Here is a 21,131-nt window from a genome sequence, read left to right on the forward strand (position 1 = left end):
AGAGACTTGCTACCTGAGGGTAAGTCATATCCTTGAGCAGGGGCTACTAATAAAAGTATGCCAGCCAGTCCAATCAAATTTACTGTTGCTTCAGGGGACTTCTTGGGGTAACACAGTGTTCTTTTCAGGGCGGCTTGCCGGTAATTAACCAGAAATAAAAAGTTAACTTTTATTAATATATCGATTTTACCTTTTAGCTTTCACGAAAATCAGTAGCAAGTTGAAAGCAAGCCACACAAGCCGCCAAGGTAGGACAATAAACTGTCTCTTGTACAATTGTGCTACTTCCCAGGGTAAACCTTTGCTGATCAACCATAGGAGCTAGCCGCACAATTAGGTACGGAAAACCCCCCACTGATATTCCCTGGTATTCTATTCTAGGGCTTGTTGGCCTATGGCAATTTGCCTATCACCTGGGGCTGATGACTATTTTTGTGGGATCTTTTTGAGCAATTAGCCCAATCTCAAAGAAAAGAATATCAAAGACATCTTTATTTACCAGAATCCTACACTCGCCCTTGTGGCAAGTGTAGGTATTTGATTGTGGCCTCGTGAGCAATGGCTCGGCCAGAACAATGAGTATTTTAGATTGACTGTATCCACAAAGAAATGCGGCTTGGGGATGACGGATTTTACGCCAATTTAAAATCTGACACCACTAACTACAGTTTAACTTTCAGCTTCTACAGGTGATGTCTCTTCCTTGGGGGCGGCTACCTTGACCATGGAATGGCGCAGCACGCGATCGCCTAAGTAGTATCCACGTACTAACTCTTCTAAAATTGTCCCTTCTGGATGTTCATCGGTTTGTTCGCGCATAACTGCTTCATGGATATTGGGATCGAATTGCTGACCTTCAGGACGCATTGGTGATACACCCAGGCGCTTGAGGGAATCTACTAATTGTTTATAAACCCCTTGATAACTTTTGTGAATTGTCATCTCGCCGTCAGTTTGTGGCTTGAGGTGCGCTCGCGCCCGCTCAAAATTATCAACTATGGGGAGCAATTCCAAAATTGTATTCCGCTTGACTTGCAAATCTAGCTCTTCTTTTTCTTTGCTGGTGCGTTTGCGATAATTTTCAAAATCAGCGGCAATCCTCATATACTGAGTACTGCGTTCTTCTAGTTGCACTTTCAGGGATTCAATTTGTTGATTCAATTCTGCCACTGCGGCAGTTGATTCACTTGTCTCGGTGGCAGGAACATCATTTTCTGCTGAAATGGTTGTATCCTCTGATAGGTTTTCTGGTGTTGTCACTTGCTCGGTAACCTCCGTGCCAGATTCATGAGAGTTGGTTTCGCTCTTCATTGATACCTCTATTGTTTCACCCAATTGCTGGCTTTTATTGTTTACCTGTTTATTTTCGTTCATGATTGTCTACTCTTCCCAGATTATTTTTATGGCATTCCATCACCACAGCTGACAACTGAGGCTAATTTTTTGTTTGCCGGCATTTTCCACCGCAGTGATGTTACAGTCTTTTCATTTTGACAAATAGTGAACAAGTTAGCTTGACACTCCCCCACGGCTAGGAGCACTTGCACCAATACCAGAATTTTCAGCGCCCACTCAAAATTGAGTCAATTTTTTTTTCCAAACCCCTTGCAATTTCTCACAGCCGGTGCTAATGTTAGTAATCGTGAGACAAATGGGTCGGTGTCCGAGTGGTTAATGGAGACGGACTGTAAATCCGTTGGCTAGCGCCTACGCTGGTTCAAATCCAGCCCGGCCCACCACTTGTTGAGTTGTGAGCTATAATTGTTTAGTGACTGGTAATTTCACTGCTTTATAGCTTTCAACTTTAAAAGCAGTTTTTTGCCCGTGTGGCTCAGTGGTAGAGCACACCCTTGGTAAGGGTGAGGTCACGAGTTCAATCCTCGTCACGGGCTTTAGTGTTCAGAAGAATATTTTTGATCATAAGCCAGTATATAGCTACTTTTAGCCCTTAAAGGTAAAGATTTTGAAACTATCGATCTTCGCTGGAAGTTGACCTGGGTAGGATGAGCCGGGTTAATTCTCTGATGCTGATTTGTCTGTTGCTGTATGACATAAATCAAATATTGATAGTAAAGTCTTTGCTCTTCCCTAGACACTTCCCTAGATAAAGGAACCGATTTATCATACATTCAGGAAATGTGAGTGTTAAACAATTCTTGACCCATTCAATAAATGTTTTAAATACTACTAATGTTTGATGGGCTTGAATTTCCTAATCTATAGTATCCATAAATTTTCAATAATATATTTGACAAATACAGCACAGAAAATAATTTGATTAGCTAGAATGCTTGATACTAGTAGGTTAGGCAATTTTAAATTTTAAATCGGCAAATTTAAAGTTTCTTAGCTATAAGTAAAGCTATAGTGTATTTAGCAATGCTGCTGTAAGCGTGGCTGAAATTAAGTTTTCAAGCCATAGTGATTGTTATGAATTTGTTTGGAAAGAGACTCTATCTAACTAGATGACAGGCAAAAACACAAGACATAATGCATTTCTGCGGCTAGTGTCTGGTAATGCAGCAGCTTCTGGAGCAGGATATCGCTACTCCCTGCTCACGAGTAAAGAGGTAGTAATTGGACGGGACCCTACCTGTCAAGTTGTCTTGGATGCCATGATGTATCGGATGGTATCTCGCCGTCATGCTGTGGTTCGTCCCCTATCCTCGTCTCCAGAACACAAATTTAGCTGGGTAATTTGTGATTTAAATAGTGCTAATGGGACTTTCTTAAATGGAAAACGCTTATGTGAGTGTCAAGAATTGCATCCGGGCGATCGCATTTCTCTGGGTACTGACGGGCCGCAATTTATTTTTGAGTATGACTTAATTTCCCAACCGACAGTGATGAGCAACCCTGTCAAACCACTACCGTCGGCTTCAAAAAACCACCCCCATACTTATTTAAAACCACCTGATTCGGTTAGCTTTACACAACTATTTCCGATTATTTCCACTGGTAAGGATTTAACTCGTAAAGCTTATCTAATACCGGGAATACTGACTGTAATATTTGTGGTGCTGATGTTTGCCACGGTGGGTCAGCCCCAAGTTAATCAGGTCATAGTGGCAACTTACATAGCATCAGCTGCTTACTATTTTGTTTACCAACTGTGCGGTAAACAGAAACCTTGGTGGGTGCTAATGGGGGTTGCATTAAGTACAAGCTTGATTTTAGTTAGTCCCCTATTGGATTTATTTATCTTCATATTTCGGGTGATTCTACCAGGTAACTTACCCTCCCCTCAAGAACCAACCACCTTTACAGAATTGCTGATCAGAATGTTCTTTGGTGCTGGTTTGATGGAAGAACTGCTCAAAGTATTACCCTTAATCGTGGCTTACTTTATGGGTCGGAACCTACCTTCACCTTGGCGAGAACGCATTGGTATTTGGGAACCCTTGGATGGTATTCTTCTAGGAACTGCTTCGGCTGTAGGTTTTACCCTGTTGGAAACCCTAGGGCAATATGTGCCAGATATCACTCAAAATATTGCCCAACAGGTAGGCATAGGGGCGGCTGGGCAATTGGCGGGGTTTCAACTACTAATTCCGCGCATTTTAGGCTCCGTAGCTGGACACATGGCCTATAGTGGCTACTTGGGATATTTTATTGGGTTGGCTGTTCTCAAGCCCCGGATGAGTTGGCAGATTCTCTCTATTGGTTATCTGAGCGCTTCTGCACTCCATGCCTTGTGGAATGCTACAGGGTCAATTAATGCTTTATTTTTAGTAGTGGTGGGGGTATTGTCCTATGCCTTCTTGATGGCCGCAATTTTGAAAGCCCGGGTATTGTCACCAACGCGATCGCAAAATTTTGCTACTCGCTTTATGGCAGACAAATAATCAATTAATTATAGTTACTGACAATATAGGATTTCCCATGGTCTTAGGGAACACCGAAACACACCGAATCAATTGGTGTGTACTTTATTAGCCTGGGAAAGGCTTGATAATCAAATATTTTAGCTTGGTAAGGTTTGTATACTGGGCTAACTATAAGCCTGTCTATCGATGTGATTTTTAATTTTAAATACCGTCCCTGTCAGGAGGTCTTCAATCCCTATTTGGGGAAGGAGCGGCCTCATCGGTCATTGTAGGGTTGGGAACCGCTATCGGGGAGGATATTAACCCTTTGACCCATAACAGAGAACCAGCTAACATCAGGAGTAACAAAGGAACAATCAGACTTAAAGGTAATTTAGCAATTCCCCAGCGCCGAGTTCTTGGTATTACCTGGGTTTTTTGGTAATTCTTAGCATCCAACAAAGTGGGATCTAACCTTTGAGTGCAAGTCATAGAATCTGTAGAAGAGAAATATCCCCAGGATGGCAGATCCTTTAAACCTAAATCTGGTATGGCTACGTTATGCAAACTATCAGAATATTCCACTTGATAATGTATTAAAGCCAAAGTGACATTATCATGTCCATTTTTAGTGTTAGCAAGTTCTACCAACCTATCAGCCACCGAGACGATATCACTTTCACTGGTGAGAACTGGTAAAATTTCCGTTTGCCAATAGTCTTCTATGCGGTCAAAATCACTCAGTCCATCCGAAGTCAGCAAAAAAATCCCATCTTCATCCAAGATAAACCTCTGGGAAGTAGGATGTAAAGAGCTACTATCACCCATACCCAAAGCTTGTACCAAAGAACCAGCCCCACGGTATTGCACTGCTTGGCGATAAATAGCATAACCAAGCCTGACCTCACGGGAAGCCACATCATCATCTAAAGTAACCTGATAACAACCTTGGCGAGTAATCCAATAAGCACGACTATCACCCACATGGGTAACATACATCTGATGCCCCACAGGTAAAGCCATGACCAAAGTCGTACCCATACGTTCACGCCCTTGGCGATGTTCTGTGTCATTGCGATCGCTAATTTGATTATTGGCCAGCCCCACCGCCCGCTCCAAATTGCACACCACCTGCTCAGGTATAGTATTATAGGGCACACTATCACCAGTTAAATTATTCGTCTGGTGTAATTCGTGACATACAGTTTCAACTGCCAAATTAGAAGCCACACTCCCGCCCTGGTGTCCGCCAATGCCATCACAGACAATCACCACAGGTAACTCCTCCGGCGGACTACTGACCACCGTACCACCCACTGGGTAACAAGCATCCTCATTGCCCGCACGCCTTGGACCAGTATCGGTTTTAGTCACCACCTTCACCCTCACAGACTGTGAGCCACCCAACTGGGCCAAACCCTGGTCTAAAATCCCAATTAAGTGGTCTGGTGAACTAATCTTACCCGAAACCAAACCATTAACCACCTCGGTAATGAACCCAGTCACCGGGGGTCGAGATTGGGGAATTAACTGTTGGCAAAATTCACCTAATTGGGGTAGATTGGGAGATGGTTGGGCATCGCTCACCAGTTCTAAGAGGCGAAGTACTCCCCCCTGGACGCGCACCAGTTGGGGATTGATTAAACTACTAACCACCCCCTCCCTCCTCAAAGGTTGCCATAACTGCGCCATTTGCCATAGCCAATTGAGTTGACGCATGGGCGTAGCGTTACCCCAAGCAGTAGTGAGTGGACTACACAGAGTTACCTCTAGTCCTGAGCCATCCACAGATAAAGGTGGCTGTTCTAAAAGCACCGCCCCCCGAACCTCCCCCTGGGTATCATAGGGCAATATGCCATATATCTGTGGTATATTGAGACTATAGGGAACCAGCCGCAGATAAGCCTTGATGTCTGCCAGACTTTCAGGCATTTGGGGCGGTAGACCCGGCTTAGTATCTAAAACGACAGATTGAGTAATAATTAAATAGCGATCGCCCAATATTTCCCCTGGGAACTTCATACTCAAATCATCCCCTACAACCCACAGATAACGTTTAGGTAGGGCTGTAGAGCATTGATGGCAAAAGTTGTGATTTAAAGGGTTAGCAGCCAAACAATCTTCATTGGGACAGTAAAGCATTGCTGGGTCATTTTCCATAGTGTTGGAAGAGGGAAGGGGGAACGGAGAGTAAATTTATGTGTAATGGATTATAGGTTGTTTTTTAAATAGGGAACACACCCAACAGGTAAATTCTCCCCAAACCATAACTTATAGGTACAAAATGTCAATAAGGCATACTAGTATGCCTTATTGCTCCCCGGTGAGAAACTAAGTTAAGGCTTCCGCACCACCGACAACCTCTAGGAGTTCCTGGGTGATGGCGGCTTGTCTGGCTTTGTTGTAGGACAAGGAAAGGGTTTTAATCAACTCGCCGGCGTTGTCGCTGGCGTTGTTCATTGCGGTCATCCGGGCTGCTAATTCACTAGCTGCGGACTCTTGTAAGGCGCGCAGTAGCTGATTACTCAGGTATAAGGGTAGTAGGGAGTCGAGGATTTGGACGGGGTCTTGTTCAAAAATCATGTCCCGGGGTAGGGGACGGACTTGACTGGTGACCCTTTGACGTTCGACTTCAAATTGACCCCCACGGGTGGTGAGACGGAAAATCTCATCATCGACTGCTTCTAAACCTTGGGGGTCTAAGGGGAGGAGGGTTTGGACTACGGGACGGGAACTAACTAGGGAAACAAATCTGGTATAGATTAATTCTATCCGGTCAACGGTTTCCGAGAGGAATAAGGAAAGTAGTTGATCTGCGATTTCTGTAGCTTCTTTAGCTGTAGGAATTTGTTCCAATCCGGTGTAAGTACCGTCAATTGGTTGTTCCCGGCGTTGGAAATACTGAATCGCTTTGCGTCCTACGAGGACGTACTTGTAATTTACGCCTTCGGCTTGGAGTTCCTTGGCGCGGTTTTCTGCCCGGCGGATGATGTTAGTATTGTAACCACCACATAAACCGCGATCGCCGGCAATTACTAACAGTCCCACGGTTTTAACTTCCCGTTTTTTGAGTAGGGGGAGGTCTACATCTTCAAACCGGAGGCGGGTTTGTAAACCATAGAGGACTTGTGCGAGGCGGTCTGCAAAGGGACGGGTGGCGGTGACTTGTTCTTGGGCGCGACGGACTCTAGCAGCTGCTACGAGTCGCATGGCTTCTGTGATTTTTTTGGTGTTTTTGACCGACTGAATGCGATCACGTATTGCTTTGAGATTAGCCATATTATTTAGTTGGTTGACGGTTGGGAGAAGGTCTACTTGCTAAACTTTCTCCCATTTGACTAATTACGCTGTTGCTAAGAAAGTCTGCTTGTATTCCAGTAGGGCGGCTTTGAGGGCGGCTTCTTCCTCATCACCTAGTGCCTTTTTGGTGCTGACTGCTTCGGTATACTCGGGTTTACCTGTCTTCAGGTACTCCCTGAGTCCCTTGGTAAAGCTAGTTACTTTCTCTGTGGGGATATCATCTAGATAACCGTTAATACCAGCATAGAGGATTGCTACTTGCTCATAGACTGAGAGGGGAGCATTTTGGGGCTGTTTGAGTAACTCCCGCAACCTTGCACCCCGTGCTAGTTGGTCTTGGGTAGCTTTATCTAGGTCGGAAGCAAATTGAGCGAAGGCTTGGAGGTCGTCAAACTGGGCTAGTTCTAATTTAACTTTACCAGCGACTTTCTTCATGGCTTTGGTTTGGGCGGCGGAACCGACACGGGATACAGAAATCCCCGGGTTAACTGCGGGACGAATCCCGGCGTTGAATAGGTCGGAGGAGAGGAATATCTGACCGTCGGTGATAGAAATTACGTTGGTAGGGATGTATGCGGAAACGTCACCGGCTTGGGTTTCGATGATGGGTAGGGCGGTCATGCTACCTTTACCTAACTCATCACTTAATTTAGCTGCCCGTTCGAGGAGGCGGGAGTGGATGTAAAATACATCACCAGGGTATGCTTCCCGTCCGGGTGGGCGACGGAGGAGGAGGGACATTTGGCGATAGGCTTGGGCTTGCTTAGATAGGTCATCATAGACTACTAAGGTAGCTTTACCTTTGTACATGAAGTACTCAGCTATGGTAGCTCCTGTGTAGGGGGCGAGGTATTGGAGGGTGGCGGGGTCGCTGGCGTTGGCGGCGACGACTACGGTGTAATCCATAGCGCCTTTTTCTTGGAGGGTTTGGACGACGTTAGCGACGGTGGAGGCTTTTTGACCGATGGCTACGTAGACACAAATTACATCTTCTGATTTTTGGTTGATGATGGTGTCGATGGCGATCGCGGTCTTTCCGGTTTGACGGTCACCAATAATTAACTCCCGTTGACCCCGACCCACAGGAATCATGGAGTCAATAGCCGTAATCCCCGTTTGCATAGGTTCGTGTACAGAGCGACGGGCGATGATACCGGGTGCTGGGGATTCAATCAAACGGGTTTCGGTGGTGTTAATATCTCCCTTACCATCTATGGGAAGACCTAAAGCATTGACCACTCTACCAATTAAAGCTTCACCGACGGGGACTTGAGCAATTCTCCCAGTGGCGGTGACAGAGCTTCCTTCTTGAATATTCAGCCCTTGACCCATAAGCACAGCGCCCACGTTGTCTTCTTCTAAGTTTTGGGCGATACCAACTGTACCATCTTCAAATTCTAACAGTTCCCCCGCCATGGCTTTTTCTAGTCCATAGATGCGGGCGATACCGTCGCCTACTTGGAGGACAGTACCCACATTAGCAACTTTGACCTCTTGGTCATATTGCTCGATTTGCTGCTGAATAATGCTGCTGATTTCGTCAGGTCTAATGGAAATACTCATGAGTTGTGTTATTTTCCTTGGTCGTTGAAAGAGTATATATGGTGGTTGGTTGACTGTTGACGGGTGACGGTTGTTTGTTAACTTATCCGGTTCTCCCGTACATACAGTTAACGGTGAACTGTCAACGGTGATAGCGATAGCGTGGCGTTAACCATACGCTTGTGACTAATTACCAGTTAAGCGTAGGGAAAGACGGCGCAACTGACCGCGGATGCTCGCATCAATTACTTGGGAACCGACTTTGATAATCACACCACCAATCAGGTCGGAATCTATTTTGGTTTGTAGTTCGACTTGGCTAGCTTTAGTCATAGCCAGAACTTTTTCCACAACCGCTTGTTGTTGAGCTTCACTCAGGGGAACTGCTGAGGTTACTTCTGCTAAAGCTGTTTGATTTAGTTGGCGCAATAACACCAAGTACTGCTCTAAAACTGCTTCTAGGAAGGATATGCGCCGTTTGTCTACGAGTAATAACAGGAAGTTACGCAGGTAGGGGTTAGCACCTTCTCCCAGTATTTGTTTAATCAGCACCTGTTTGTTTTCATTTTTGATGAAGGGGTTGCTGATGAAGTTCTTGAGGTCTTGATTGACGCCTAGTAGAGCTAACAGACTGCGTGCATCTGCGCCAATTTCTTCTGTGAGGTTTTTGGATTGGGCGAGGGATAGGAGAGCTTGGGAGTAAGGACTGGCTATCTCGGCTGTTGCTATTTTACTGGTCATACTTCCCCTCCCAGTTGGGCAATGCTGCGGTCAATCAAGGTTTTTTGGGTGTCTTCAGCTATACCGCCCTTGAGTTGTGACTCTACTTTTAGTAATGCTTGTTGCACTACCTTTTGGCGTAGCTGGGCGATCGCCTTATTCAAGTCCGCATTTAAATCAGCCGCCCCTGCTGCTTGCATACGTTCAATATCTACAGCGGCTTGGGCTAATATAGCATCTGCTGCGGCTTGGGCGCTGGCTTGGGCTGCTTCTTTGATTCTTTGGGCTTCTGCTTGTGCTGCTGCGAGGTTGTCTGTGGCTTGTTTGAGTTGCTGCGCTGCTTGAGAGGCGCGTTGCTCGGCATTTTTAATTGCTGTTTCGATGTTTTCCCGACGGCTTTTTAGGGTTGTACCTAGTACTTTACGTCCGAAAACTAACAGCACTGTAATAATAATGGCAAGGTTAATTAGGTTTGTGTCAAATATATTAGTATTTAGACTAAAACCACTATGTTCACTTGCCTCTGCTAGCTCTGTGCCGATGGACTCCGCCATCAACAGTAAAAAAGTCCCCATGATTTTTCATCCACAATGGCGCTACCAAGGTTTAAGATTACTGACATCTCTAAATTACACTTTGCCCAGGTCTCTAAGGGCGGGGGTGTGTTTGATGTCTGTAAAATAATTACAAGTTATTACAAGTTGATTTCTCCCTAGCTGCGACTAACTAGGTCTGCTCCTAGGAGCTTTTCTAGGATTTGGCGGCTGAGGAAGTCTACTTGTTGTTCTAATGAAGCAAAGGCTGCTTGTTTTTGTTGCTCAATTTGACTAGCTGCTTGTTCTTTCTCTAGTTGGGCTTGTCGTTGCACTGCTGCTATTTTCTCGGCTGCAGTTTTTTGTGCCTCGGTTTGAGCATCCGCAATGATTTTCTGTGCTTCTCTTCTAGCAGATGCGAGGGCTTGTTCATACTGCTCTGCTAGCTTCTGGGTTTTAGATAAGCGTTCCTGTGCTTCTAGTTGATTGTTGCGGATGTAGTCGTTCCGGCTATCAATGGCGTTACCCAGGGGCTTGTAAAGTGTTGCGTTTAGGAGTAGGGCTAGAACTAGAAATTGAACTGCCATTAAGGGAAGGGTGGCGTCTAGGTCGAATAGTCCCCCTTCTTTGGCCAGTTCTTCTACTGCTAATAATGAGATCCAGTGTGTCATGGTTGCTATTTTTTCCCTAATATTTAGGTGCTGAGTCCTGAGTTGTTCAGCTGTGAGTTAAGGGTGTTTAACTTGGCTTGGACTCAGTACTCAGTACTCAGTACTTAAGATTTAGTACTGAATTATGAGAAGGGGTTAGCAAACAAGAGGACTAGAGCCACTACTAGACCGTAGATGGTTAGAGCTTCCATGAATGCCAAGCTGAGTAGGAGTGTACCGCGGATTTTGCCTTCTGCTTCTGGCTGACGGGCGATACCTTCTACGGCTTGTCCAGCGGCGTTACCTTGACCAATACCAGGTCCGATAGCAGCTAAACCAACGGCGAGAGCAGCAGCTAAAACGGAAGCGGCAGAAACTAATGGATCCATGATGTTTTTTTCCTTTGTTTATGGGTTTGAATGGGTCTTAGATATTGTCGTCTGTTAGTTGTTATGAGTAACGAACTGACAGGTTGATGTTTGAGGGGTTTTAATGTCCCTCGTGTTCTTCGCCGTGGTGGTCTTCCATAGCTTCGCCGATGTAGGCGGCGGCTAGGGTGGCGAAGATCAGTGCTTGAATGGCGCTGGTGAATAGTCCCAAAGCCATGACTGGTAAGGGTACGAACAGGGGTACTAGTAATACCAACACACCTACTACCAGTTCATCAGCCAAGATATTCCCGAATAAACGGAAGCTGAGGGACAGGGGTTTGGTGAAGTCTTCGATGATTTTGAATGGCAACATGAACGATACTGGTTGTACGTAGTTGCCAAAGTACCCTAAGCCTTTTTTGCTGAATCCTGCATAAAAGTATGCTAGGGATGTGAGCAGTGCTAAGGCCACGGTGGTGTTTATGTCGCTGGTGGGTGCTGTCAGTTCACCTTCTGGTAAATGAATCAATTTGAATGGAACTAAGGCTCCTGACCAATTTGACACGAAGATGAATAAGAACAAGGTGCCAACAAAGGGTACCCAGGGGCGATATTCTTTTTCACCTATTTGGTTTTTCGCTAGGTCTCGAATAAATTCGAGGGCGTATTCCATGAGGTTTTGGATACCGCTGGGGATTCTTTTGATGTTACTGCTTGCTGCGAGGGAGGCTAGCACCAGGACGCCAATCACAAACCATGAGGTGAGAAAAACCTGACCGTGCAGCTTGAGGTTGCCTATTTGCCAGTATAGATGTTTTCCTACTTCCAGTTCCGCGAGGGGGAAGGAGTAGGGGTTCAGAAAATTGGGCATTTTCTTTGCATATCAATGGTTTCTCCTGTCTGGTTGGGATAGGAGGAGCTTGTTTTTGCGGTGGGGATGTCCCTGACGCGGGTTGGTTGTTTGTGACTGTGGCTAGTCGGAGACAAAAGCCGTTTTGATGACGTAGATGATGAGTGTGGCTTTGTAGGTGAGAAATCCCAAGAAGATGGGTAATATTTGGAGTTGGTTTAACCGCGATGCTAGCAAGATTAGGATGACTAGTAATGCTAGACGGGTTTTACTCAGGGACTGTTTCTCTCGACCTAAACGCTCAACATCTCTGGACAACATTTTCAAGTAAAGCACACCTGCGCACGCTCCTAACAGGTAATTCAGGGCAATGTTAAGAGAATAGCCAATCCACACACAGACAAAAATTATCCCCGTTAAGGCAAGTGTGATGAGCAACAGTTCCTGATAAAGTCGATAAAACTCTGCCATGGAAGAGTTGCCTGGTTCTGTGTCCTCAAAACCAGATTTTGCATCTTGTTGTGTTGTCGCAGTTGGGTCAATTGAATCTTCAGACAAGCTCACGAGACTCGAAACCAGTACAGCTAACTTGTAATGACTGCACATTCAGTCAGCTGAATCATATCATGATCAGGTAACAATACTTTAGAAAAAAACAATTAACTTCTTGTCATGATCCCACTGGGGGTAGAAGTGCCTTGATGTGTTATCAATGGTTATTGCTTTTTTTTCACATTTATGCTATTATCGTTGACCTTAAGGGAACTTGATTTTGTTGCTGCGGTGTGTTCGGTCTGTTCCCTAAGAGGATGTTTGTCAAGTCATGATTAGTGTATTAACTATTGTTTAACCGCACCCTAACCCTCCCCTTGTAGGGGGAGGGGACTGGATTTTATTGTTTTTTGTGCGGTCGGTGAGCGAAGTCGATAGCGATAGCGTGGCGTTAGCCATACCGTGTCCCCCATTCCCTGTTCGGTGTGTTCGGTGTGTTCGGTGTGTTCCGGTGTTCCCTAAGATAAAAATTACCTGTTGAAAAGTTATCAAACAACCTCTGAGATTAGTAATTTGATCAGGCTGGTGTTAATACAATTACCTGATGTTCCAGGAGTGTCCTGATTTGTTTTAAGGTGAGGTCTACCGTGGCTAAAATCTCCCCAAGGGTTAACTTACCATCACACTTTTGCAAAAATTCTAACTCTAAGTCTGACAGGTTGATTACTTGATAATTGTAATTAAATATACATTTACTTGGGAATCCATCAATACAAGGGTTGAGTTCGGGAGTGGCTTGTAAGAGTGAGTTATCCTCTGACCAGTCGGATTTGACTAGGGGGGGACGACTGAGGAAAAATTCATAATGGGTAACTTCTGGGTCTAGTAATTCTATCAGGCGGTATTTTTGGCGATCGCTCAAACTTTCCACCCGTTGGATAATATCTGGGGCTTTGGCTAAGAGTCTATCTAACTGCCAAAATCCCGGATTAGAAAACCCGATAAACTCTAAACCAGAAGCATCAATTAATTCAAACAGTGTATCAATGTTGTAATCAATCTCCTGGGGATGAAGGTACATATCCGCAAAACATTCATCCTTGTGGTTTTCTAATGACCAGAGTTGTTTTTCCCTCTTGACAATTCGGTTATTTTCTGGTAATGCGGCGAATATTTGTCGCCCCACTTGTACCCCATCACGGTAATCGCCTTTTTTGTCACCTTGAACTAGGGCGATCGCCTTTTGCATCAGTTGAATTTCCCAACGTCCCAACTCCCCATAGACAAAAATGTGCATCAGTCCACCGGGGGCGAGTTTTGTGGCTAAAGCTTGGAGACCACGAACGGGGTCAGGTAAATGATGTAGAACCCCCACACAGTTAATCAAATCAAACTCACCGGGTAACTGTGCCACATCATACAAGCTCAGGTGATGAAACTCCACCCGGTCAGCGCCGGAACTTTGACAGCGTTTTTTAGCCACTTCCAAAGTACCAGCACTTAAATCAATACCCACCACCTGAGCTTGGGGGTTGAGGTGTACTAAATATTCCGTCCCCACACCGGAACCACAACCCGCATCTAAAATGCGGATATTTTGCTTTACTGGTTTACGTCCCGTGCAGAAATTGTAAGCAGCTAACCAATTCCAGCGCCAATTATACCCAGGGGGTGGTTCATCTAATATGGGTTCTGGGGGAAAGGGATAAGTATCGTAGAGTTTAGCAACAGCAGTACTAACAGTTTGGGAGACAGTTTGGGAGACAGTTTGGGAGTCGGACATAATCAGGAAAAACGCAGCATTTTTGAGTGTAGCTGATTGGGAGAATTATTCATCATCAGGTAAACCAATTCCTTGGGTTTGTATCAGGTGAAACAACCTAGCCAGTCGTGACTCAGCGGAATCAGCCCGTTGTTTCTCCTGTTCTGCGGGTGTAGGTATCCAATTATTATCCCCGTCATACCAACGTAACCACAATCTGGTTAACCCCTGGTATTCCCCTTTCCACAGTCCTAAACCGAGTTTTGGTTCTTCTAACCATATCCCTCCCCCATTCATAGGTAGAGGTTGATAGCGGTTCATCATTAACCCAAAACATTGCAACTCGTCAGTATAATGGTTGAAGACAAAGTAATAGGGGACTCTCAAAATTTGCTCATACACTGACCATTTATTAGGTGCTTGGTTGACCAGTTGTAAACTGCGCCCTAAATCTTCTGCTTCTGTACCTGGTGATATGAGTTCAACTACCACAAAAGGATTAGTTCCCTCCTGCCAAGTCACATAACTTAACCGTAGGTCTGTTTGGTGATAAAACCGCGATACCCCCAAAACTGCAAACCAGTCTGGGCGTTTATACCATTGGGTATGTAGGGGGTGGTAGTATAAGTTTAAATCGCTGGCTGTAAAAATACTATCTTCTGGATAACTAGGGGGGCGAAAGGTAATACGTAGTAATTCAGATTGTAAAAGGTGAAACTCGTCTGGCAAACCCGGCTCCTCCTGATTTTCGCTTGGTAAATCATACATAGTTGGTAGTATTTCTTGCGGAGGTAAGGGCGGGTCCGTTTGATGCATCTTCATTTACTCTCCTATGCTCCTGGGGGAATTACTGAACTTAAATTATCAGGGTTAAATCATGGCTAGGCGATCGCCTGACCGATGGAAGTGTAAATAATCTATTGGGAGAATATTTACAGGATGTTTTAAAACTTATCACTATTATGGTGAGTGTATCAAATATTGACCCCACCCTAACCCTCCCCTTGTAAGGGGAGGGGACTGGATTTTATTGTTTTTTGTGTGTTCCCTGTTCCCTATGAAAAACTTATAAAAAATCCTCTTACAGACTTTACAAGGTTCTGGTAAAAAAATTTAAGTTAATTACTACACTAAAAGCCAAAATTGTCATACAATCTTAATTAAGTATTAAGTATTGGAAGACACTACACTAGGAGCATCTCAATGCCTTTAGGAATGCCTGAATTTGCTGATAATCCAGAAAATCGCTGTCCAGTGGTACTATTGCTTGATGTATCTGGCTCCATGTCAGGCAGACCCATTGAAGAGTTAAATAGAGGTCTTGCTACCTTTCAAGCCGATGTGCTTAAAGATGGACAAGCATCAATGAGTGTAGATGTGGCTATTGTCACCTTTGGACCCGTGCGGCTGACACAGGACTTTGTGAGTATCACCGATTTTACACCCCCGCAGTTAAGAGCAGAGGGTTTAACCCCCATGGGTGAGGCCATTGAATATGCTTTGGATTTGTTGGAACAACGCAAGCAAACATATAAAGGCCATGGTGTTTCCTACTATCGCCCTTGGGTATTTTTAATTACAGACGGATCGCCCACAGATGATTGGACCTATGCAGCACACAGGTTAAAAGACGCTGAAGTTAATCGTAAATTATCCTTTTTTGCCGTTGGTGTAGAAGGTGCTGATTTTGAGACCTTGAAACAAATTACCCCAGAGCGTCCCCCGTTGAAATTGAATGGTTTAGATTTTGGTTCCTTATTTATCTGGCTTTCCGCCTCTATGAAACGAATTTCTCAGAGCAAAGTGGGTGAAACTGTTGCATTACCTGCTGTGGGATGGGGTCAAATTCAAAGTTAAATAACAGTTAAATATTTGAGGGTTAATTGTGGGTTGGAAAGCAATTTCTCGGTCAGAGGTGGGAACTAGTCACAGACAAGAAAACATACCTTGTCAAGATTATGGGGATTATCGCCTCTTTGGAGATGTCATTGTAGGTGTGGTAGCTGATGGGGCGGGGAGTGCTAAATATTCTCATGTGGGTTCTGAACTAGCGGTAAATACCGTCATTGATTTGATTGCGAGAAATTTTTACACGTCTGAGCAGAAAAAATTATCGCCAATTGAGTTTGCGAGAAATTTTCACAAGTCTGAGCAGGAAAAATTATCCCCCCCATTGCGGGAAGAAGAAAGCAAACAAATGTTTACCAAAATTGTGCAGGAAGTAATTGCACAATTAGGGAAAAAAGCAAAGCAAAATAACTGTGATATCAAAGATTTAGCTTGTACACTTTTGATTTTTATCGCTACTCCTGAATGGTTGGTAGCTATGCAAATTGGGGATGGGTTAATGGTGGTACGTCCTCAAAATTCCCCAGATTATCAACTGTTGTTTAAGCCCCATAAAGGTGAATTTGTCAATGAAACTACTTTTGTCACCTGTAGTCATGCACTAGAGGAAATGCAAGTCAAGGTAATACCATCCCCAGAGTTTATTGCAGCTGCTACAGATGGACTGGAAAATGTGGCAATTACCTTGAAAAATTGCCAACCTTTTCCACGATTTTTTCAACCATTGGAAACATACTTACAAAGCACCACAGACCCAAATCAGGAAGCTGAGTATTTAGTTAACTTTCTCCAATCGGAAGCCCTAAATAAACGCACTAGTGATGATAAAACTGTGCTGTTGTCTATTTGGCAATCATCGGAGGTGGTTTACCCCCCTTAATCCCCCCTTAGTCCCCTTGCAAGCAAGGGGAGGGGACTGGATTTAATGAATTAAATGGGGTTATAAATGGGGTAAAGATGTGATGAAAATTATGGCTGAAAAGTTATCAAACAACCTCTATAGGACTCCTATTTGATTTTTTGAATAAGACTCAGTACACACGGCAATTCTTCTCACCTGTTCCCTGTTCCCTATTCCCTACCTAGACAAATCAATTCAGAAACCAAACCGGATTTTTATAATAGATACTTGTCATTTGATAGTTATAATAGCTTTAACACAACCTAGTACAGAAAAGTATGCCTGAATTAAAAGTTAGCATTAGTGACGCTGCTCACAAAAGTCTCTTGGCACTGGTTGACTCCTCTGGAGAGACGCTTCAAACAGTATTAGACAAAGCCATTGAAAATTATCGCAGATATGTTTTCCTAGTTCAGGCAAATGAAGCCTTCGCCGCCTTGAGGAAGAATGAGGATTTATGGCAAGAGGAAATTTCTGAAAGGCAAACATGGGAACAAACTCTCGCTGATGGAGTAGAAAGGTAGTGGCGGAAATTACCAGAGGAGAAATATGGACAGTGGATCTTAACCCAGTAAGAGGGCATGAACAAGCTGGTAAGCGTCCATGTTTAGTTATTTCAGTAGACCTGTTTAATCAGGGTGCCTCTGGCTTAGTTGTTGTTTTGCCAGTAACTTCTAAAGACAAGGGAATCCCTTTTCACGTCACAGTTAAACCTCCAGAGGGAGGAGTGAAAATAGAAAGTTTTATCAAGTGCGAGGACGTAAGATCAATCTCAGTAGAACGCCTAGAAAAGCGATGGGGAACTGTATCGCCGGAAATACTGACATTGGTTGAAGATAGGCTGAGAATCCTAATGGGATTGTAGTAGAAAATAGGGGCGTTTCTGAGACTTTTATCTACCTTGCATTTAAACAACAGTAAATTACCATTTATGACCCGCTTGACTTGTGCTAGTACCGGTAAATCAATTAATCTCCTGAGTGAACTGGCTAATAGTGGTGAAGCTAAAGTTTGGCGGACTGATCACAGTGGGTATTTAGCTAAAATTTATCACCAGTCCACACCGGAACGAATGCAAAAGTTAGCGGTGATGCTCGACTATCCACCCCCTGATCCAAATCACCAAATCAATCATATTTCTTTTGCTTGGCCTCGGTCAGTCCTCAAAAATGCTCAGGGTGATTTGGTGGGCTTCTTAATGGGGGAAATTCGGGGGGGAAAAGAAATTTATGATGTGTACAACCCCACACGGCGCAACAAAATATGTAAACTACCGGCTGATTGGCGGTTTCTCCACTACACAGCTCGGAATATTGCCTCAATTATCAAGGTTTTACACCATCAAGGGTATGTATTAGGTGATATTAAGCCGCAAAATATTTTAGTCAATGATCAGGCTTTACCTTCAATTATTGATACAGATTCTTTTCAGGTGCGTCATCCTCAAACGGGTAAAGTTCACCATTGTTTAGTGGGAACCCCTGAGTACACACCACCGGAGTTAATTGGTCAGGACTTTGCAACCATTGAGCAAACGGAAATCCATGACCGATTTCGCTTGGGGGTGATTATATATCAATTATTATTCAGTGGTCAAAATCTGTATGCAGGGATGTGGAAAGGTGCTGGGGAACCGCCAGAACCTGGTGATTATATCCGTCAGGGTATATGGCTATATTCTCACCATCAGTTACTAGAACCCGTAGCTAGAACCATACCCCTAGAAATTCTCCATCCACAGGTAAAAAGTTGTTTTCTGAGATGCTTTAATGATGGGTATAAAAATCCTAATTTACGCCCCAGTGCCGAGGAATGGTTCCGGGCGTTAAAAGTTGCTAGTGAAAGTTTAATACTCTGTAAGCAGGTTGAGAGTCACTACTATAGCCAAAGTTATGGTAGCTGCTATTGGTGCGATCGCGTTAGTAAAATTGGCGTTGAGATTTTTCCAGGGGGTGTGAGAGTCCCGCCCCCTCTTCCCGTTCCCCGTACTAATGTTGATCAATTAGAATTAGGCTACACTCTCACCGGTCATTCTGACTATGTTTATTCTGTAGGATTCAGCCCCTATGGTCAAACCATAGCTAGTGGGAGTCGGGACAACACTATCAAACTGTGGGATGTGCAGACAGGTAAGGTTCGCCACACCCTCACCGGTCATTCTAGCTCGGTTGTGTCTGTAGGATTCAGCCCGGATGGTCAAACCCTGGTTAGTGGGAGTGGGGACAAGACTATCAAACTGTGGGATGTGCAGACAGGTAACCTTCGCCACACCCTCACCGGTCATTCTCGCTCGGTTACGTCTGTAGGATTCAGCCCCGATGGTCAAACTCTGGCTAGTGGGAGTGTGGACAAGACTATCAAACTGTGGGACGTGCATACAGGTAAGGTTCGTCACACTCTTACCGGTCATTCTAAGTCGGTTAATTCTGTAGGATTCAGCCCGGATGGTCAAACCCTGGCTAGTGGGAGTCATGACAAGACTATCAAACTGTGGGATGTGCAGACAGGTAAGGTTCGTCACACCCTCACCGGTCATTCTGGCTTGTTTTCTGGTGTTAGGTCTGTAGGATTCAGCCCGGATGGTCAAACCCTGGCTAGTGGGAGTGATGACAATACTATCAAACTGTGGGATGTGCAGACAGGTAAGGTTCGTCACACCCTCACCGGTCATTCTGAGTACGTTAAGTCTGTAGGATTCAGCCCGGATGGTCAAACCCTGGTTAGTGGGAGTGATGACAAGACTATCAAACTGTGGGATGTGAGGACAGGTAAGGTTCGCCACACCCTCACCGGTCATTCTGAGTACGTTAATTCTGTAGGATTCAGCCCGGATGGTCAAACCCTAGCTAGTGGGAGTCGGGACAAGACTATCAAACTGTGGCGGTTAAGGTAGCAGTGAATCAAAGTTTACCCAGAACTTCACATCCCCGACTTCTATGATACTCTGTGACCACCTGAGAATATTTTGGACATATCCCTCTTCTGTCACTTTCCGAAATAAACAAGCAGTAAATACAATAAATTATGCAGAAGAATAAAAGGGTTTTAATCCATTCATAACACTAATGAGTTGGTTAAACCCAAGCAGCAAATTGGAATTGGGAAAAACATCAAGCCAGGGATAAATCAACCAAAAAAGTAAAAATGGTTGGACAATTAATCGCAGATTATTGAGAGTATTCTTCCATCCGGTTTGATGATTCCATTGCTGATGCACAGAGAAATCAACTGCACTGATTTCTAGTATGTTAGGTGCAAGCTGATGAGATTGATTTAGGGATAAAAACGCTGGAGAGTTTAAACTAATCATTGTGTAAACACACAAAATAATTTCCCACCATTTCTCAATATGCTGAAAATCAGTAAACCGATAATCTGTCCAACCTAATTCCTGTTTACACTGACGAAAGGCATATTCTACCCATGTTCTTAATCCATAAAAGTCGCCTAAAATTTTCTTGAGATTTCCTTGAAGATTGGTCATGACAAAAGAAGTAGAATTCTCTGGCATTGTTTCTGGATCTGTGGTTAATTCCCAGTAAGTTATCTCCTTTCTCTTACCATAAATTATTTCGCGGATATATCTATTCTCTGATTTTTGGTTACTAAATGTTCTGGTAAATTTACACCACTTATTCGCCCTAACCTTCTGATTGCCAGGCAACCATACTGCATGATTACTTCTAATTGCTACGACATAAGCTAAGTTATATGCTGCTAATTTTCTTATAAATTGACTACTCTCACCATATAAACTGTCTGCCAATACTAATTCAATAGTAAAGCCGAACTCAATTAATTCTGTAATTATTTCTGTCGCTAATTCTATCTTGGTCTTATATGTATCTTCTGCTCTTAGTGTCTTTTGCGGTTTGAATACTTTGAACAGTAGCGGAAATGTTATGTTATCGTACACTCCATAGGCATTGACTGAAACTATCCCTCTATCTATTTTCCCCACACTTCCTAAATATTGTCTGGCTACGTAATCAGTCTTGTTACCTTTTTTCCTGTCTCCTGTTTCATCAATGACTACGGTAATTGCTTTTCCATTTAATGCTCTCTTTATTTTATCTAATCTTTTGTTTCTTACTTTCTCTACTGACCAGTCTGAATTAGCAATAAAATGATGTAATGATTGGGCTGAGTTTATGCTTACTACTTTCGCTATCTCTGGTAAGGATTTCCTTTTGAGCGTTGAGATGATTCCCAAATGTAAATATTTGAAGCACTCATAATTTCTTACTTCTTTAAATATGTCTCTGTACTCTTCACAATATTCATCTATGACTCCCACTGTTGGGTGGGCCTCTCGACGTAAATGTTTGAGTATTTGTAATTCTACATCCATTGCTC

At 44.0% G+C, this 21,131-nt stretch carries 20 protein-coding genes and 2 tRNA genes; 8 read left to right on the forward strand and 14 right to left on the reverse strand.

All coding sequences use genetic code 11. The annotated features are described in order from the left end of the window. Positions 1-193: 193 nt before the first annotated feature. Together IM676_RS20095 and grpE are read right to left on the reverse strand one after the other, a co-directional pair. Entirely contained in the window at positions 194-316 is a 123-nt protein-coding gene (locus IM676_RS20095) for a hypothetical protein (RefSeq protein WP_263973153.1), read from the reverse strand. A 353-nt stretch (positions 317-669) separates the two neighbouring features. Next, positions 670-1,377, reverse strand: a complete 708-nt coding sequence (gene grpE / locus IM676_RS19345) for a nucleotide exchange factor GrpE (protein WP_200990292.1) — start codon at positions 1,375-1,377, stop codon at positions 670-672. Between the two features lie 276 nt (positions 1,378-1,653). On the opposite strand from grpE, the gene IM676_RS19350 reads away from it, so the two are divergent. The 3 genes from IM676_RS19350 (at position 1,654) to IM676_RS19360 (ending at position 3,845) form a co-directional block, all read left to right on the forward strand. Continuing rightward, positions 1,654-1,739 (forward strand) — tRNA-Tyr (locus IM676_RS19350). A gap of 81 nt (positions 1,740-1,820) precedes the next feature. After that, positions 1,821-1,892, forward strand: a tRNA-Thr gene (locus IM676_RS19355). A gap of 573 nt (positions 1,893-2,465) precedes the next feature. After that, on the forward strand, positions 2,466-3,845 hold the full coding sequence (locus IM676_RS19360) for a PrsW family glutamic-type intramembrane protease (protein ID WP_200988374.1): 1,380 nt from the start codon (positions 2,466-2,468) through the stop codon (positions 3,843-3,845). A gap of 210 nt (positions 3,846-4,055) precedes the next feature. Here the strand turns inward: IM676_RS19360 and IM676_RS19365 are convergent, their stop codons facing one another. From IM676_RS19365 to IM676_RS19415, 11 genes are all read right to left on the reverse strand, one after another. Beyond that, the gene (locus IM676_RS19365) at positions 4,056-5,966 is read right to left on the reverse strand and encodes a PP2C family protein-serine/threonine phosphatase (RefSeq protein WP_200988375.1); all 1,911 of its coding nucleotides are present in this window, start codon (positions 5,964-5,966) and stop codon (positions 4,056-4,058) included. Positions 5,967-6,137: 171 nt separating this feature from the next. Next, entirely contained in the window at positions 6,138-7,085 is a 948-nt protein-coding gene (locus IM676_RS19370) for a F0F1 ATP synthase subunit gamma (protein ID WP_200988376.1), read from the reverse strand. Positions 7,086-7,148: 63 nt separating this feature from the next. After that, a complete protein-coding gene (gene atpA / locus IM676_RS19375; RefSeq protein WP_200988377.1) occupies positions 7,149-8,669 on the reverse strand; it encodes a F0F1 ATP synthase subunit alpha in 1,521 nt (506 codons plus the stop codon). Between the two features lie 165 nt (positions 8,670-8,834). Next, positions 8,835-9,389: an ATP synthase F1 subunit delta gene (gene atpH / locus IM676_RS19380; protein WP_200988378.1), complete on the reverse strand. Its 555-nt coding sequence runs from the start codon at positions 9,387-9,389 to the stop codon at positions 8,835-8,837. Then, the gene (locus IM676_RS19385; RefSeq protein WP_200988379.1) at positions 9,386-9,943 is read right to left on the reverse strand and encodes a F0F1 ATP synthase subunit B; all 558 of its coding nucleotides are present in this window, start codon (positions 9,941-9,943) and stop codon (positions 9,386-9,388) included. The genes atpH and IM676_RS19385 overlap by 4 nt, the downstream gene beginning before the upstream one ends. Before the next feature lie 137 nt (positions 9,944-10,080). Further along, positions 10,081-10,572: a F0F1 ATP synthase subunit B' gene (locus IM676_RS19390; protein ID WP_200988380.1), complete on the reverse strand. Its 492-nt coding sequence runs from the start codon at positions 10,570-10,572 to the stop codon at positions 10,081-10,083. A 122-nt stretch (positions 10,573-10,694) separates the two neighbouring features. After that, positions 10,695-10,940, reverse strand: a complete 246-nt coding sequence (gene atpE, locus IM676_RS19395) for an ATP synthase F0 subunit C (RefSeq protein WP_200988381.1) — start codon at positions 10,938-10,940, stop codon at positions 10,695-10,697. 100 nt (positions 10,941-11,040) lie between these two features. Continuing rightward, complete coding sequence (gene atpB, locus IM676_RS19400; protein ID WP_200988382.1) at positions 11,041-11,793, reverse strand: F0F1 ATP synthase subunit A; 753 nt, start codon at positions 11,791-11,793, stop codon at positions 11,041-11,043. A gap of 102 nt (positions 11,794-11,895) precedes the next feature. Continuing rightward, entirely contained in the window at positions 11,896-12,336 is a 441-nt protein-coding gene (locus IM676_RS19405; protein WP_225880407.1) for an ATP synthase subunit I, read from the reverse strand. A gap of 505 nt (positions 12,337-12,841) precedes the next feature. Then, the gene (locus IM676_RS19410; RefSeq protein ID WP_200988384.1) at positions 12,842-14,047 is read right to left on the reverse strand and encodes a class I SAM-dependent methyltransferase; all 1,206 of its coding nucleotides are present in this window, start codon (positions 14,045-14,047) and stop codon (positions 12,842-12,844) included. A gap of 45 nt (positions 14,048-14,092) precedes the next feature. After that, positions 14,093-14,842, reverse strand: a complete 750-nt coding sequence (locus tag IM676_RS19415; RefSeq protein WP_200988385.1) for a Uma2 family endonuclease — start codon at positions 14,840-14,842, stop codon at positions 14,093-14,095. Positions 14,843-15,229: 387 nt separating this feature from the next. Here IM676_RS19415 and IM676_RS19420 point away from each other — a divergent pair, with 387 nt between their 5' ends. The 5 genes from IM676_RS19420 to IM676_RS19440 all read left to right on the forward strand — a co-directional run bounded on the left by IM676_RS19420 (position 15,230) and on the right by IM676_RS19440 (position 19,668). Next, a complete protein-coding gene (locus IM676_RS19420) occupies positions 15,230-15,883 on the forward strand; it encodes a vWA domain-containing protein (protein ID WP_200988386.1) in 654 nt (217 codons plus the stop codon). A gap of 28 nt (positions 15,884-15,911) precedes the next feature. Continuing rightward, positions 15,912-16,754 carry a PP2C family serine/threonine-protein phosphatase gene (locus IM676_RS19425; protein ID WP_200988387.1) on the forward strand — a complete coding sequence of 281 codons (843 nt, stop codon included), beginning with the start codon at positions 15,912-15,914 and terminating at the stop codon, positions 16,752-16,754. Positions 16,755-17,053: 299 nt separating this feature from the next. After that, the gene (locus tag IM676_RS19430; RefSeq protein WP_200988388.1) at positions 17,054-17,299 is read left to right on the forward strand and encodes a hypothetical protein; all 246 of its coding nucleotides are present in this window, start codon (positions 17,054-17,056) and stop codon (positions 17,297-17,299) included. Then, entirely contained in the window at positions 17,299-17,640 is a 342-nt protein-coding gene (locus IM676_RS19435) for a type II toxin-antitoxin system PemK/MazF family toxin (protein WP_200988389.1), read from the forward strand. Before IM676_RS19430 ends, IM676_RS19435 begins: the two co-directional genes overlap by 1 nt. A gap of 66 nt (positions 17,641-17,706) precedes the next feature. Next, positions 17,707-19,668 (forward strand): WD40 domain-containing protein, encoded by a 1,962-nt coding sequence (locus IM676_RS19440; RefSeq protein ID WP_200988390.1) that lies wholly within the window; start codon positions 17,707-17,709, stop codon positions 19,666-19,668. Positions 19,669-19,797: 129 nt separating this feature from the next. Here the strand turns inward: IM676_RS19440 and IM676_RS19445 are convergent, their stop codons facing one another. Further along, positions 19,798-21,126, reverse strand: a complete 1,329-nt coding sequence (locus IM676_RS19445) for an IS701 family transposase (RefSeq protein WP_200987119.1) — start codon at positions 21,124-21,126, stop codon at positions 19,798-19,800. Between the last annotated feature and the right edge of the window lie 5 nt (positions 21,127-21,131).

The organism is Anabaenopsis elenkinii CCIBt3563 (genome assembly GCF_015245355.1).
Classification (GTDB): domain Bacteria; phylum Cyanobacteriota; class Cyanobacteriia; order Cyanobacteriales; family Nostocaceae; genus Anabaenopsis; species Anabaenopsis elenkinii.